The sequence below is a fragment of the Lysobacter sp. F6437 genome, from assembly GCF_052547215.1.
In genome coordinates this window covers 1-14,883 of the sequence record NZ_JBQWRB010000003.1, presented here as the reverse complement: position 1 = coordinate 14,883, position 14,883 = coordinate 1, and the positions used below count along the sequence as shown (strand labels likewise).

General features: G+C 68.3%; 10 protein-coding genes. 5 read left to right on the top strand and 5 right to left on the bottom strand.

From position 1 onward, the window contains the following. Positions 1-35: 35 nt before the first annotated feature. The gene (gene coxB, locus ACT9F5_RS10225) at positions 36-959 is read right to left on the bottom strand and encodes a cytochrome c oxidase subunit II (protein WP_445119853.1); all 924 of its coding nucleotides are present in this window, start codon (positions 957-959) and stop codon (positions 36-38) included. A 400-nt stretch (positions 960-1,359) separates the two neighbouring features. Between coxB and putA the strand changes: the two genes are divergently transcribed. Continuing rightward, positions 1,360-4,596 carry a bifunctional proline dehydrogenase/L-glutamate gamma-semialdehyde dehydrogenase PutA gene (putA, locus tag ACT9F5_RS10220; RefSeq protein WP_445119852.1) on the top strand — a complete coding sequence of 1,079 codons (3,237 nt, stop codon included), beginning with the start codon at positions 1,360-1,362 and terminating at the stop codon, positions 4,594-4,596. A 64-nt stretch (positions 4,597-4,660) separates the two neighbouring features. On the opposite strand, the gene ACT9F5_RS10215 is transcribed toward putA, so the two are convergent. After that, positions 4,661-5,998 (bottom strand): outer membrane protein transport protein, encoded by a 1,338-nt coding sequence (locus tag ACT9F5_RS10215; RefSeq protein ID WP_445119851.1) that lies wholly within the window; start codon positions 5,996-5,998, stop codon positions 4,661-4,663. 208 nt (positions 5,999-6,206) lie between these two features. On the opposite strand from ACT9F5_RS10215, the gene ACT9F5_RS10210 reads away from it, so the two are divergent. Further along, the gene (locus ACT9F5_RS10210; RefSeq protein WP_445119850.1) at positions 6,207-6,899 is read left to right on the top strand and encodes a rhomboid family intramembrane serine protease; all 693 of its coding nucleotides are present in this window, start codon (positions 6,207-6,209) and stop codon (positions 6,897-6,899) included. A 33-nt stretch (positions 6,900-6,932) separates the two neighbouring features. Here the strand turns inward: ACT9F5_RS10210 and ACT9F5_RS10205 are convergent, their stop codons facing one another. The 3 genes from ACT9F5_RS10205 to gpmI form a co-directional block, all read right to left on the bottom strand. Then, the gene (locus ACT9F5_RS10205; protein WP_445119849.1) at positions 6,933-8,294 is read right to left on the bottom strand and encodes a S41 family peptidase; all 1,362 of its coding nucleotides are present in this window, start codon (positions 8,292-8,294) and stop codon (positions 6,933-6,935) included. Between the two features lie 146 nt (positions 8,295-8,440). Next, a complete protein-coding gene (locus tag ACT9F5_RS10200; protein ID WP_445119848.1) occupies positions 8,441-9,673 on the bottom strand; it encodes a peptidoglycan DD-metalloendopeptidase family protein in 1,233 nt (410 codons plus the stop codon). Beyond that, positions 9,673-11,253 carry a 2,3-bisphosphoglycerate-independent phosphoglycerate mutase gene (gpmI, locus tag ACT9F5_RS10195; RefSeq protein ID WP_445119847.1) on the bottom strand — a complete coding sequence of 527 codons (1,581 nt, stop codon included), beginning with the start codon at positions 11,251-11,253 and terminating at the stop codon, positions 9,673-9,675. The genes ACT9F5_RS10200 and gpmI overlap by 1 nt, the downstream gene beginning before the upstream one ends. Before the next feature lie 129 nt (positions 11,254-11,382). On the opposite strand from gpmI, the gene ACT9F5_RS10190 reads away from it, so the two are divergent. The 3 genes from ACT9F5_RS10190 (at position 11,383) to ACT9F5_RS10180 (ending at position 14,808) form a co-directional block, all read left to right on the top strand. Next, complete coding sequence (locus tag ACT9F5_RS10190; RefSeq protein WP_445119846.1) at positions 11,383-12,054, top strand: hypothetical protein; 672 nt, start codon at positions 11,383-11,385, stop codon at positions 12,052-12,054. Positions 12,055-12,122: 68 nt separating this feature from the next. Next, a complete protein-coding gene (locus ACT9F5_RS10185) occupies positions 12,123-13,859 on the top strand; it encodes a M28 family peptidase (protein WP_445119845.1) in 1,737 nt (578 codons plus the stop codon). A gap of 181 nt (positions 13,860-14,040) precedes the next feature. Next, on the top strand, positions 14,041-14,808 hold the full coding sequence (locus ACT9F5_RS10180) for a 2OG-Fe dioxygenase family protein (protein WP_445119844.1): 768 nt from the start codon (positions 14,041-14,043) through the stop codon (positions 14,806-14,808). The last annotated feature ends 75 nt before the right edge of the window (positions 14,809-14,883 follow it).

The window sequence follows — 14,883 nt, the reverse complement described above, 5'->3', positions numbered from 1 at the left end:
TCAAATGGGATTCTGGACTGCGGAAGTGCGTGCGATCAGCCGGCGACCGCGACTGCGGTGGCGCTGTCGGTGGCGTCGGTGTCGGATTCGGGCTGCGGCTCGACCGGTGCGGGCTCGGCCGGGGTTGCAGGCGCCGGCGCGGCCACGGGGGCCTTCTGCGCGGCGAGCCACTGCTCGAACTCGGCCGGCGGCACCGCCTTGACCACGATCGGCATGAAGCCATGGTCCTTGCCGCACAGCTCGGCGCACTGGCCGCGGTAGATGCCAGGGGTGGAGATGTCGGTCCAGGCCTCGTTGACGATGCCCGGGATCGCGTCCTGCTTCCAGCCCAGCGCCGGCACCCACCACGCGTGGATCACGTCGTCGGCGGTGATCACGAAACGGATCTTGGTGTCGGTCGGCAGCACCAGCATGTTGTCGACGTCGAGCAGGTAGTTCGGGTTGGCGGCCATCGTCGGCTGCACGCCGCTCTGGCGCACCGCGTCGCTCTCGCGCGCCAGGCGGCTGGTGAACTCGACGTCCTGGCCCAGGTATTCGTACTTCCACATCCACTGGTAGCCGGTGACCTTGACGGTCATCTCGGAGGCGCGGGTGTCGTACATGTCGATCAGCTTGCTGGTCGCCGGCGCCGCCATCAGGACCAGCAGGACCACCGGAATCACGGTCCAGAAGATCTCCAGTTTGGTGCTGTGGACGAAGTCCCGGTCAGCCACCGCGCCCTTTGACTTGCGGAACCGGAACATCGCGACCGCCATCGCACCGAACACCAGCAGGCCGATCGCGACGCAGATCCACAGCGCCATCATGTGCGCCTCGTAGGCGTTGTTCGACAGATGGGTGACGCCACGCCCCATGTTGAGCTGCCAGCGCTCCGGGTCGGCACTCTGTGCGAACGCAACGAACGGCGAAGCGATCATCGCCACACCCGCTGCCCACTGTTTGATACGACCGGCTTTCATTGGTTCGAGCCCCAGGATCAGCTTGATAATCAATTGGTTAGGTTTTCATTTTCCGCAAGCCGCCACTCCCGCCGCCGCGCGCCTTGCCGGCGCAGGATGGTCAATGGAGAGGTGGCTGCGAGCCCGAGCGGGACTCGCCACACCCGGGACAAAGCGCCCATTGGTGCGATGGATAGCCGGTAAATGGTAGCCGCCGGGCCGGTTTGCAGCAAGCCGTGGCAGGCCCGGCGACCGCGCGCCGACAGCACCGGGAAGCCCTGGACGCGGCCTCCGGCATGCGCCTTTTCGACACCGGTCGCAGTTCACGGATGCCGTCACGCGAGCCGCCGTTCCACGCACACGCGCGAAGGGTGCCGCAAGCCCTAGACTATGCGCCTTTCCACGGTTTCCTGCGGGTCCCATGTCCACCGATTCCACCCTCCACCAAGGCCCGCCCGCCAACCCGCGGACGCGGGTGCTGATCAGCCCCGAATTGCCGGCCCCGCCGATCGGCCCGCGCGCGGCGATCACCGCCGCCTGGGTCCGTGACGAGACCGCGCACGTCCACAGCCTGGTCGAGCAGGCCCGCCTGCCCGAGGCCGAGCGCACCGCCGCCCAGGCGGTCGCGGCCGACCTGGTCACCCGGGTCCGCGCGCGCGCGCAGGACCAGGACGCGATCGAGGCCTTCATGCGCCAGTACGACCTCGGCAGCGAGGAAGGCGTGCTGCTGATGTGCGTGGCCGAGGCGCTGCTGCGCATCCCCGACGAGGAAACCACCGACAAGCTCATCCGCGACAAGCTCGGCGAAGCCGACTGGAAGCGCCACATGGGCAAGTCCGACTCGGTGCTGGTCAACGCGTCGACCTGGGGCCTGATGCTGACCGGCCACCTGGTCGACCTGGCCGACGACACCAAGCGCGATGTCCACAACGCGTTCAAGCGGCTGGTCGGCCGCGTCGGCGAACCGGTGATCCGGCTGGCGGTGCGCCAGGCGATGAAGATCATGGGCCACCAGTTCGTGATGGGCCAGACCATCGCCGACGCGCTCGCGCGCTCGACCAAGGGTCGCAACGCGCAGTACCGCTACTCCTACGACATGCTCGGCGAGGCCGCGCTGACCGAAGCCGATGCGCTGCGCTACATGGAGGCCTACCGGCGGGCGATCCACGCGATCGGCGCCAGCGGCGACTTCCATGGCAGGGAAATTTTCGGCACGCCAAGCATTTCGGTGAAGCTGTCGGCCCTGCATCCGCGCTACGAGCACGCCAAGCGCGCCCGGGTGCTGGCCGAGCTGACCCCGCGCGTGCTGGAACTGGCGCAACTGGCCAAGTCGCACGGCATTGGCTTCACCGTCGACGCCGAGGAAGCCGACCGCCTGGAACTGTCGCTCGACGTATTTGCCGGCGCCTATGCCGATGCGTCACTGGAAGGCTGGGAAGGCTGCGGCCTGGCGATCCAGGCGTACCAGAAGCGCGCGCTGGAGGTGATCGATTTCATCGCCGACCTCGCCCGCCGGACCGGCCGCCGGATCCCGGTGCGCCTGGTCAAGGGCGCCTACTGGGACAGCGAGATCAAGCGCGCCCAGGTCGATTGCCACCCCGGCTACCCGGTGTTCACGCGCAAGCCCAACACCGATGTGTCCTACCTCGCCGGCGCACGGCGAATGCTGGACGCGACCGACGCGATCTACCCGATGTTCGCCACCCACAACGCCCACACCATCGCCACCGTGCACCGGATGGCGAACCTGGGCGGACGCAAGCTGGCGTTCGAGTTCCAGAAGCTGCACGGCATGGGCGACGACCTCTACGCCGAGGTGATCCCGGCCGACCGGCTTGACGTTCCCTGCCGTGTGTACGCCCCGGTCGGCAGCCATGAAGACCTGCTGCCATACCTGGTGCGGCGCCTGCTGGAGAACGGCGCCAACTCCAGCTTCGTCAACTCCATCACCGACGAGAACGTCCCGATCGAGGACCTGATCCGCGACCCGGTGCAGGCGGTCTGCGCGTTCGAGACCATCCCGCACCCCCGCATCGCGCTGCCGGTCGACCTGTACCGCAGCCACGCCAACTCAATGAAATACTGCGACCGGAGCAACTCCATGGGCGTCAACCTCGCCAACGACGACAAACTGCGCACGCTCGCCGAGCAGGTCAACGCCGCGGTGCGCGACGACTGGTTCGCCGAACCGCTGGTGCCGGGCGCGAAGCCGGCCGGCGAGCGCTTGCCGGTGACCAACCCGGCCGACCGCCGCGAAGTCGTCGGCCAGTGGCTGCCGGCCGACGCCGAGACGGTCGAGAAGGCATTGCAGAACGCCGTGGCTGCGCAGCCGAAGTGGGACACGACCCCGGCCGCGAGCCGCGCGGCGATCCTCGAGCACGCCGCCAACCTGCTCGAGTCGCGCATGGCCGAGTTCATCGCGATGTGCACCAAGGACGCCGGCAAGACCATCCCCGACGGCGTCGGCGAAGTCCGCGAAGCAGTCGACTTCCTGCGCTATTACGCCTGCCAGGCGCGCAAGATGTTCACCCCTGAGGCGCTGCCCGGCCCGACCGGCGAGACCAATACGCTGCAGCTGTCCGGCCGCGGCGTGTTCGTCTGCATCAGCCCGTGGAACTTCCCGCTGGCGATCTACATCGGCCAGGTCGCGGCGGCGCTGGCGACCGGCAACAGCGTGATCGCCAAGCCGGCCGAGCAGACCAACCTGGTCGGCTACTACGCCACCCGTTTGCTGCACGAGGCCGGCGTGCCGGAGGACGTGCTGCAGTTCGTGCCCGGCGACGGCATGACGGTCGGTGCCGGGCTGACCAAGGACGTGCGCATCGCCGGCGTCGCCTTCACCGGCTCCAACGACACCGCCAACGCGATCAACCGCGCGCTGGCCTCGCGCGATGGTGCGATCGGCGTGCTGATCGCCGAGACCGGCGGCCAGAACGCGTTGATCGCCGACTCTTCCGCATTGCCGGAGCAGTTGATCAAGGACGCGATGAGCTCGGCGTTCACCTCGGCCGGCCAGCGTTGCTCGGCCGCGCGCGTGCTGTTCGTGCAGGACGACATCGCCGACAAGGTCACCACCATGCTGGCCGGTGCGATGGCCGAGCTCAGCGTCGGCGACCCCGGACTGCTGTCGACCGACGTCGGCCCGGTGATCGACGAGGATGCACTGGAGATGCTGCAGGCGCACGCCGAGCGGATGGACCGCGAGGCGACCCCGATCGCGACCGTGGCGATGGACGACAGCACCGCGCATGGCAGCTTCTTCGCCCCGCGCGCGTATGCGCTGAAGTCACTCGACCAGCTCGACAAGGAAGTGTTCGGCCCGGTGCTGCACGTGATCCGCTGGAAGGCCGGGGAACTGGACAAGGTGATCGAAGCGATCAACGGCACCGGCTACGGCCTGACCCTGGGCGTGCACTCGCGGATCGACGCGACCGTCGAGAAGATCGCGGCGAAGATCAACGTCGGCAACTGCTACGTCAACCGCAACCAGATCGGCGCGGTGGTCGGGGTGCAGCCGTTCGGTGGCCATGGCCTGTCGGGCACCGGTCCGAAGGCCGGCGGCCCGCACTACCTGCCGCGCTTCACCAACGAGAAGACGGTGACCATCAACACCACCGCCGCCGGCGGCAATGCGTCACTGCTGACCCTGGGCGAGTAGCTGTTTCGCCCTGCAACGAAAAAGCCCCGCCGGAGCGGGGCTTTTTTTTCGGCGTGACGCGTGATCAGAACTTGTAGCGCGCCGAAATACCGAACAGGTCGGCATGGCCGTTGAACTCGCCGACCAGGCGCGAGCTGCTCGAGGACAGCACGTCGACCGACGGATCGTCGATCTGGATGTTCATGTAGGCCGCGTCGATGGTCAGGTTGTCCGACACGTTCCAGCCCAGGCCGATCGAGTACAGCATGCGGTCGTTGTCGGGCAGGCGCGGGGTGCGGGCCTCGTCGTTGGTCGGCGACTCGTCGGCCGAGACGCCGGCGCGCAGGGTCAGCGTCTCGCTGATGTCGTACTCGCCACCCACCGCGAACATCGAGGTGTCCTGCCAGTTGAACGGCTCCTGGCCGATCGGGGTACCGTTGGCGCGGTAGATGTCCACCGACTCCAGCGAGCTCCAGTTGGTGCGCTGGTAGTCGGCCATCATGCGGAAACGATCGTTGAAGTCGTACTGCACGCTCGCGGTGTGCACGGCCGGGTTGGTCAGCGGGGCGTAGATCGCGCCATCGTCGTAGGTGTGGATGCCGAACGCATTGAAGAAGCCCGCGGCGCTGGCCGGCACGGTGAAGTCGGCGTTGCCCTCGAGATCATGCTCGATCTCGGAGCGGTGCGAGTAGCCGAACGCGAGCTGGTCGTTGACGCGGTACTGCAGGCCGAAGACGTAACCGATGCCGTTGTTGTCACCGGTGAACGCGACCTGGCCGTCCGCCGAACCCGGCGCGAAGCCCGGCACGCCCTGGGCGGCCAGGCCGGTACCGAAGTCGATGCCGTTGGACAGGGTGACCTCGGCGCGCTCGTAGATCAGGCCGGCACCGATCGACAGGTGCTCGTCGAGCTGCAGGGCGGCCGAGAAGGTCAGGTCGATGGTCTTGAGGTCGGAGGTGATGGCGTTGTAGCGACCGACCCAGTCGGCGTCGTATTCGGTCTTCAGGCCGAACGGCGCGTTGATGCTGGCGCCGACGGTCAGGCCTTCGAATGCGCCGCTCAACGGCACCACCACGGCCATCGCCGGCACCGCGGTCGGCTCGCCCGGATCCCCGCCGTCGCCACCCGACACCGGGGTGCCGAAGGCGCTGGTGGCCGAGCCGTTGAACTCGGCGGTCAGGTCGATCACGGTGAGGTCGACCTGCACGGTGGTGCGGTCGAGGTTGGTCATCGCGGCCGGGTTGTTGGAGACGACGGATGCATCATCCTGGGCAACGGTGGTGCCCGCATTGGCGCGGCCGAGGTTCTGGACGCTGTTTTCGCGGATCTGGAAACCGGTCGCGTGGACCTGGCCCAGCGCCAGGGCACCGGTGATGCCCAGCGCGAGCGCCGACAGGCGGGAAATGCGGTGTGCGTGCTGCATGCTTGTAGTCTCCAATTGGCGTGTCATGTTGGGCGTTCTGTTTTTTATGGCCTGCCTGCAACGCCGACGGTGCCGGTCGCCGGCGGGCGTCGGGGCTGCCGCCATACGGCGCCGTCTGCACTATAGCGTTTAACCCCGCGCTAACAACCCCGCCTGTGCGACCCCGATCGCGGGCATGATGTCCAAGCGGATCAACTGCTGCCTATTCATGTTCATAGCGATCCCTTCCCGCCATAAGTCCTCGCTGCGCTGGGCCACCCCGCTGCTGTTCGCGGGACTGTGGGGTTGCTTCACCTGGCTGACCCTGCTGCCCGATGCCGAGCAGCGCGCGTTGCTGCTCGACTGGGGCGCGTTGTCGGGTGGCTTGGGCACTCCGACCGGCTGGCGACAGGCGTTCCAGGACGACAGCCTGCTGCGGCTCGTCAGCGCGCTGTTCCTGCATGCCGACTGGGCGCACCTGCTCGGCAACCTGGTGTTCCTGCTGATCTTCGGCTTGCCGGCCGAACGGGCGATGGGCTCGTGGCGGTTCGCGTTGCTGTTCCTGCTCGGCGGGGCAGTCGCCAACCTCGCCGCGGTGATCGCGATCGCAACCCCGGACCGGCTGATCATCGGTGCCAGCGGCGCGGTGTCGGCACTGATCGGCGCCTACCTGGCGCTGTTCCCCGGGGCGCGACTCGGGGTCGTGGTGCCGCTGGGGCTGTTCCTGCAGTTCGTCAAGGTACCGGCGGCGCTGCTGATCGGCGTGTGGGCGCTGCTGCAGGTGGTTTTCACCTTCATCGGCCCGGCGTTTGGCGCGATCGCGTGGTCGGCGCATCTGGCCGGCTTCGCGTTCGGCGGTGGGTTCGCGCTGCTCGCACGGGCCGGGATCGCGCGGCGGATGCGGCGCACGCGCGGCTATTGAGCCGGGGATTCCGGACGGATCCGGCGGCGCGGCTCAGCCCTTCGGAACAGGCTTCGCGGTCGCGACCTGCTTCTTCAGTTCGGCCAGCGCCGCGGTGATATAGGTGTCGCCTTCGAGCACGTCACCGGCGTTGACGCCCGGCTGGTCCTCGCCGTCACCGCTGAGATGGCCGGGCAGGTCGGCTTCGGAATACGGCGCCGGACCGCCGTTCTCCGTGTCGCCGTTCGCGTGCAGCACCACGTCGGGCACGATGCCCAGCGCCTGGATCGACTTGCCGCTGGGCGTGTAATACCGCGCCGTGGTGAGCTTGACCGAGTCGCCGTTGTCGAGCGGCAACAGGGTCTGGACCGAGCCCTTGCCGAAGGTGCGGCTGCCGACCACGCGGGCGCGGCCGTTGTCGCTGAGTGCGCCGGCCAGAACCTCCGACGCGCTGGCCGATCCGGCATCGACCAGCACCACCACTGGCGCGCCATTCATGCGATCGCCCGGGGTGGCGCTGAATACCGCGTCACTGACCGCGATCCGGCCGCGGGTACTGACGATGCCGCCATCCTCGAGCAGGGAATCGGCGATCTGCACCGCGGCGGTCAGCAGCCCGCCGGGATTGCTGCGCAGGTCCATCACCAGCCCGCGCAGCTGGCCCCCGGCCTGTTCCGACAGTTGCGCCAGCTGGCGTTCGAAGTCGGCGGCGGTATCGGCCTGGAAGGCGCTGATCCGGACATAGCCATAACCCGGCTCAAGCATCCGGCTGCGCACGCTTGCGATGCGGATGGTCTGGCGCTCGACGGTGAGTTGCAGCGGTTCATCGACGCCATCGCGGACGATGGTCAGCTCGACCGAGGTCCCGGGTTCGCCGCGCAATGGCGCTGACTCGTCGTCGTCACCGCCGGTCAGGCGCTTGCCGTCGATCTCCACGATCAGGTCGCCGGCCTTGACCCCTGCCCGCTTGGCCGGGGTGTCGTCGATCGGCGCGATCACGCGCAGGGTGCCATCGGGCTGGCGGAAGATTTCCACGCCGATGCCGTCGTAGTTGCCGCGCGACTGCTCCTCGAAGTTCTCCGCCGCGTCGCCTTCGAGGTAGGCGCTGTGCGGGTCGAGGTCGAGCAGCAGGCCGCGGATCGCCGAATGCATCAGCTGCTCGTCGTCGACCGGCTCGACATAGGCGGCCTTGACCGCGCTGTAGACGGCGACGTAACGGCGGATCTCGTCGAGCGGGATCTTCGATCCGCCGTCGGCCGCGCTTTCCCCGGCAGCGATGGCGGCACGCGCATCGGCGGGGGCGGTCTGCGTCGGCTCGACCGGCTCGGCCGGGGCCGCGTCCTGCGCGAGAGCGGGAGCGATGGCACACAGCAACGCAATGGCAAGGGCGGACGGGATGAGGTGGCGCAGGGGCATGGAGTGACTCCGGAAGCGATGGAGCTCGGACCGCACGCGGCCCGGGTTCGTTCCGACCGGTGCTGTTGCGGGCCGGAGCGACGGTTCAGTCCCGATCCTGGCGGGCGGGAACGGAAAGTTTCGTAAAAGCCGATGCATCCACGCAATCAACGATCCAGCCACGTACCCGGATTGACCGGCTCGCCATTGCGGCGCAGCTCGAAATACAGCGCCGGACGGCCGTGGCCGCCGGAACTGCCGACGGTGGAGACCGCATCGCCGCGGCTGACCGTATCGCCGGCATCGTGCAGCAGCGCGTCGTTGTGGGCGTACAGGCTCATATAGCCGTTGCCGTGGTCGACGATCAGGATCAGTCCGAAGCCGCTCATCCATTCGGCGTAGACCACCGTGCCGTCAGCGACCGCCTTGACCGTGTTGCCGGCATTGGCGCCTATCAGCAGGCCTTCGCTCTTGCGACCGTCCGGCAGCTTGGCGCCGTAGCCGGCGAGCAGGGTGCCGGCGAGTGGCCAGCCGGCACCGCCGACCGCGGGGCCGGTGGCGACGACGGGCTTGCGGGATGGCGAAGGGGCCGGCTGGCCGGCGCGGCGGGCGGCTTCGCGGGCCTCGCGGGCTTCGCGCTCGGCCTTCTCGGCAGCGGCGCGGCGCTGGGCTTCGGCGCGGGCAGCGGCGGCGCGCAATTGCTTCAGCACTTTCTCAAGTCCCTTGGCATCACGGCCCAGCGCCTGCTCGCGGCCGCGTTTGTCCTGGTAGCGCTGGTCGAGCGTGGCGACCAGTTTCTTCCGCGACTCGCGGTCGCGCTCGAGCTTGGCGAGTTGCTCGCGCTGGCGTTCACGGATGGCCTCGAGCTCGGCGCGATGGGCTGCGATCTCGCGTTCGATTGCATCGAGTTCGGCCAGCTCGCCGGTCAATGTCCGGATCCGCTCGGCACGGTCCTGCTGTACGTACCGGTGGTAGGTCAGCAGGCGATTGGCATCGGCGACGCGGTCCTGCGCCAGCAGCAGCTTCAACGGTGCCGCGTCGCCCTGGGCGTAGGCGGCGCGCAGCAGGCCCGCGAGTTCGTCGCGGCGGTTGCCGAGCGTCCCCTCGAGCGCGGTGCGGCGTTGCTGCAATTCAGCGAGTTTTTCCTCGTTGCTGGCCAGTTGCTGCTGGACGGCGCGCAGCTCGCGGTTCGAGGCGGCGACCTGTTCGTCGGCGGCCCGAAGTTCGCGGGTGGCGGCGCCTCGTTTGGATTCGATTTCGCGGCGTTCGGCGGCGACCGACTTAAGTTCCTTCTTGACCGTCTGCAGCTTTTTCTCGGTTTCGCGGCTGCTCTGGGCGACCGCAGGCGTCGCCGCCAGGCAGGCGACAAGTACGGCGACAGCGGCGACGATCCGCGCCATCAGCCGGCCGACCGGTCCGCGTCACGGTCCAGCAGCAGGCTCTGGCCGGTCATCTCGGCCGGCTGCGGCAGGCCCAGCAGGTCGAGCAGGGTCGGGGCGACATCACGCAGGGCGCCGCCACTACGCAGGTCGGCTGCGCGCGGCCCGAGGTACGCGAGCGGCACCGGGCCGACGGTGTGCGAGGTGTGCGGTTGGCCCGAGACCGGATCGCGCATCATCTCGACATTGCCGTGGTCGGCGGTCAGCAGCAGCGCGCCGCCGGTGTCGCGCACGGCCGCCACCACCGCACCGATCGCGACATCGACCGCCTCGACCGCCTGTACCGCCGCCGCGAGGTTGCCGCTGTGGCCGACCATGTCGGGATTGGCGATGTTGCAGATGGCGACGTCGATGTCGCCCGAGCGGATCGCCGCGGCAAGGCGTGCGGTGACTTCCGGGCAGCTCATTTCCGGCTGCAGGTCGTAGGTCGCGACCTTCGGGCTTGGCACCAGGATCCGGCTCTCGCCTGCGTAAGGGTCCTCGCGACCGCCGCTGAAGAAGAAGGTGACGTGGGCGTATTTCTCGGTTTCGGCGATGCGCAGTTGCCTGATACCGTGGTCGGCCAGCACCTCGCCGAGCGTGTTGCGCAGGTCGTCCGGCGCGAACGCCAGCGGCGCCGGCAGCTTGGCGTCGTACTCGGTCAGGCAGGTGAATCGCGACAGCGCGGGGCGGCGTGCCTGGAAGCCGTCGAAGCCCGGGGACACGAACGCCGCGGCCAGCTGGCGGGCGCGGTCGGCGCGGAAGTTCATGTACACCACCGCGTCGCCATCGGCCATCGGTGCCGGCGCGCCGATCACGGTGGCGGCGACGAACTCGTCGTTCTCGCCGCGCGCATAGGCCGTGTCGAGCGCGCTCAGCGCATCATCGGCGTGCTGTTCCGCGACACCTTCGACGATCGCGTCCCAGGCCAGGCGTTGGCGATCCCAGCGCTGGTCGCGGTCCATCGCGAAGTAGCGCCCGCAGATGCTGGCGATGCGGGCGTTGCCGGCGCGGTCACAGGCGGCCTGCAACTTCTCCAGGCTCGGCCGTGCCGAGCGCGGCGGCGTGTCGCGGCCATCGAGGAAGGCGTGCACGGCGACCTTCGGCACGCCTTCCCGGCGGGCCAGGTCGATCATCGCGAAGATGTGGTCCTCGTGGCTGTGCACACCGCCCGGCGACAGCAGGCCGAGCAGGTGCAGGGTCGCATCGCCAGCCCTGGCGGCGGCGCAGGCGGCCCGCAACTCGGTGTTGGCGAAGAAGCTGCCGTCCTCGATCGCCGCGTCGACCCGGGTCAGGTCCTGGTAGACGATGCGGCCGGCGCCGAGGTTCATGTGGCCGACCTCGGAGTTGCCCATCTGCCCGTCCGGCAAGCCGACATGGCGGCCTTCGGTGTGGATCAGGGTGTTGGGTGCGGCGGCCAGCAGCGCGTCCCAGTTCGGCAGCCGGGCCTGGGCCAGCGCATTGTCGGCGGTCTCTTCGCGGTGTCCCCAACCATCGAGGATCAGCAGCACGACGGGACGAATGGCAGGCGCCGGCGGGGCGGACACGGGGGATGCTGGCACGGTGGGGCTTCCGGTTGTTCGGGCAGGCCCCCGATTGTAGCGAAGCCGAACCTGCGGGCCGCCGGGTAAACCCTTTCCCCGCTGCGCGCATCCCAGACCATACATTCACCGACCCGGGACCGACTCCTCATGACCGTCCAACGCCTCGCCCTCGCCCTTTCGCTGGCCCTGCTCACCACCGCCCCGGTGGCGCTCGCCTCCGACGACCACAGCAAGGTCAACGGCTCCATCGACATCGCCGCCGCCGAAGTTGCCGGCGACGTCGACACCGTCAACGGCAGCATCGGGATCGGAGCCGGCGCGCGGATCGAGGACGCCGAGACCGTCAATGGCGGAATCGAGGTCGGCAACGACGTCCACGCAAGCAGCCTGTCGACCGTCAATGGCGGCATCCAGGTCGGTACCGGGCTGCAACTCGAAGGGGACATCGAAAGCGTCAATGGCGGCATCTTCGTAGACCGCGGGAGCAAGATCGGCGGCGGAATCGAAACCGTCAACGGATCGATCGGCCTGGTCGGGACCGAGGTCATCGGCGACATCGAGACCGTCACCGCCGACCTCACCGTCGGCGCGGATTCGCATGTGCACGGCGGCATCCACTACGAGAAGCCGCAGCAGTCGTGGATCAGCTTCCGCAAGCGTGATCCGCGGGTAATCATCGGTCCGAATGCGCGGGTCGACGGGGCGCTGGTGTTCGAACGCGAGGTCGAACTGTACGTGCACGAGAGCGCGAAGATCGGCCCCGTCACCGGCGCCACCGCCGTGCCTTACGAAGGAGACCGGGCGCCGAACGGGAACTAGGGCCCCACGCGCTGGCGGGCCGCTGCGACGCTGCTACCATCGGGCGTCCAGTTGCCTCCGGAGGCTCCATGTCCCGTATCCCGCCCCTGTCCGCCATGGCGACTGCCATGGCCGCCGCATTCGTACTCTCAGCCTGCAACAAGCCGGCCGAGGCACCGGTCGAATCGACGAGCGCGGAGCCGGCCGCCGCGCAACCCGACCACACATTCGACCCGGCCATCACCGCCGGCGATTTCGCCGCGCACGTGCAGATGCTGTCGTCCGATGCGTTCGCCGGCCGCGCGCCGGGCAGCATCGGCGAGGAAAAGACCGTCGCCTACCTGGTCGACCAGTTCAAGCGTCTGGGGCTGCAGCCGGGTAACGGCGACAGCTATTTGCAGACGGTGCCGATGGTCGAGACCACCGCCGACCCGTCGACCGTGCTCACCGTGACCGTCGACGGCAAGCCGCGCGAACTCGCATACGGCACCCAGATGATGGTCGGCACCCGCAGCGGCAAGCCGCAGGTCCAGATCGACGGCAGCGAGCTGGTGTTCGTGGGCTACGGCGTCAACGCGCCTGAGCTGGGCTGGAACGATTACGCCGGGATCGACGTCAAGGGCAAGACGGTCGTCATGTTCGTCAACGATCCGGGCTTCCATACGCAAGACGCCGGGTTGTTCGAGGGTAACCGGATGACCTATTACGGCCGCTGGACCTACAAGTACGAGGAGGCCGCGCGCCAGGGCGCCGCCGCCGCGCTGATCATCCACGACACCGAGGGCGCGTCCTACGGCTGGGACGTGGTCGAGAACTCCTGGTCCGGCCCGCAGTTCGACCTTCCGGCCGCGGACGACCCCGAACCACGCCTGCCAGCGCAGGGCTGGATCACCGGCGACACCGCACGCACGCTGCTAGGCGATCTCGGCCACGACCTGGACGATCTGTACAAGGCCGCCAACACGCCGGGCTTCAAGCCCATTGCTCTCGACGCCACGCTGTCACTCGACCTCGAGAGCACCACCACCGAGAAGTCCTCGCAGAACGTGCTGGCACGGCTGCCGGGTAGCGAGCGACCGGACGAAGCGGTGATCTACATGGGCCATTGGGACCACCTCGGCGACCACGGCCACGAGGGCGAGGCGGCGGCTGGCGACGACAGCATCTACAACGGTGCGATCGACAACGCGACCGGCATTGCCGGCATCCTCGAGATAGCCGAAGCCTTCGTCGCGCAGGAGCCGGCGCCGGAACGTTCGGTGCTGTTCCTGGCGGTGACGCTGGAGGAGTCCGGCCTGCTCGGGTCGAAGTACTACGTCGCCCACCCGAGCGTGCCGCTGGACAAGACCGTCGCGGTGATAAACCTCGACGCGATGCCGGTGATCGGCCCCACCCGCGACATGACCGTGGTCGGGCTGGGCAACTCCGAATTGGAGGACGTGCTCAAGCAGGTCGCCGACGGGCAGGGCCGCGTGCTGCACGCCGAGGCCACGCCCGAGAGCGGCTTCTACTTCCGCTCCGACCATTTCAACTTCGCCAAGGCCGGGGTGCCGGCGCTGTACGCCAAGGGTGGCGAGGAACTGGTGGACGGCGGCGTTGACGCGGGCCAGGCCGCGCACCTCGACTATCGGGACAACCGGTACCACAAGCCTGCCGACGAGTTCGATCCAGCCTGGAACATGGATGGCGTGGTCGAGGACCTGCAGGCGCTCTACGGCGTAGGCGAGGTCCTTGCCGGTGGCGAGCAGTGGCCGAACTGGTACGAGGGCAATGCATTCCGCGCCGCCCGCGACGGGATGATGGCGCCGGAACCGGCGGCGGAGTAGTGGTCTTCCGGTGTGTTTTGACGACGGCGCCAGAAGGCGCCGTCGTCGTTTTCGGATAATCTTTCCTTCTTCCCTGTGCGGGCTTTTCCATGAACCTCGAAGTTGCCTGCTGGTGCCTGCAGTTCGTCGCGGCACCGCCGCGCAATGGTGGGTGGATGCGCGCCTCGGATGGAAGTAGCGCGTGAGCGAACTTCCGGCCCATACAGCGCAATCACTCGAAGCCGCTGTCCGGGATGACGGCTTTGCCTTCGTCGGCCACGCCGCGACCCGCACGCTGCTTGAAGGATTCGGCGGACTCCATGACTGGGACGGATTTGTCGCCAGTTGGAACGGGCTCGGCGTCGACACCTACCTCGCTGCCACCGGACGCCAGCGTCGCCGCCGCCATTGCGTGTTTTCTGCCTCGCCAGGCGCCCCGGTGAGACCGGAGCCGCATCAGCCGCACTACCAGAGCGTGGATTACAACCGGTTGCAGGGAGGCATCGAGCGATGGTTCGAGCCGGTACTGCCGGAGGTGGCCGCGCACCCATGCCTGTCCACGATCATCGATTTCAGTCGTGCGGTGTTCGAACATATCGAAGCTACGCCACCACCTGCCTGGAAAATCGAGGTCCACCAGTTCCGGATCGAAGCCGATGCCGGGAATCCGGGCCAGCCAACCCCTGAAGGCATGCATCGGGATGGGGTCGACTACGTACTGGTGCTGCTCATCGACCGCGAGAACATTGCGAGCGGGACCACAACGATCCATGCCGGCGACGGCCGTGAACTGGGAAGCTTCACCCTGACCCGGGCGCTGGACGCCGCGCTGGTCGACGACGCCCGGGTCTTTCATGGCGTGACTGCGGTGACGCCATTGGACCCGACCGTCCCCTCGCACCGGGATGTCCTGGTGGTGACCTTCCGCGCAAAGCCCCTCGCACCTGCTCCTGGTGTCCTGCTTCGGTAGGAGCGGCTTCAACCGCGACCTGAAGTCGGCGCAGGCGAACGATGCCCCGATCGCGGCTGAAGCCGCTCCTACAAG

Coding starts and splice junctions, on each gene's coding strand:
- putA (WP_445119852.1), top strand. CDS start 1,360: ATGTCCACCGATTCCACCCTCCACCAAGGCCCGCCCGCCAACCCGCGG.
- ACT9F5_RS10185 (WP_445119845.1), top strand. CDS start 12,123: ATGTCCCGTATCCCGCCCCTGTCCGCCATGGCGACTGCCATGGCCGCC.
- ACT9F5_RS10205 (WP_445119849.1), bottom strand. CDS start 8,294: ATGCCCCTGCGCCACCTCATCCCGTCCGCCCTTGCCATTGCGTTGCTG.
- ACT9F5_RS10215 (WP_445119851.1), bottom strand. CDS start 5,998: ATGCAGCACGCACACCGCATTTCCCGCCTGTCGGCGCTCGCGCTGGGC.
- ACT9F5_RS10190 (WP_445119846.1), top strand. CDS start 11,383: ATGACCGTCCAACGCCTCGCCCTCGCCCTTTCGCTGGCCCTGCTCACC.
- coxB (WP_445119853.1), bottom strand. CDS start 959: ATGAAAGCCGGTCGTATCAAACAGTGGGCAGCGGGTGTGGCGATGATC.
- ACT9F5_RS10200 (WP_445119848.1), bottom strand. CDS start 9,673: ATGGCGCGGATCGTCGCCGCTGTCGCCGTACTTGTCGCCTGCCTGGCG.
- ACT9F5_RS10210 (WP_445119850.1), top strand. CDS start 6,207: ATGTTCATAGCGATCCCTTCCCGCCATAAGTCCTCGCTGCGCTGGGCC.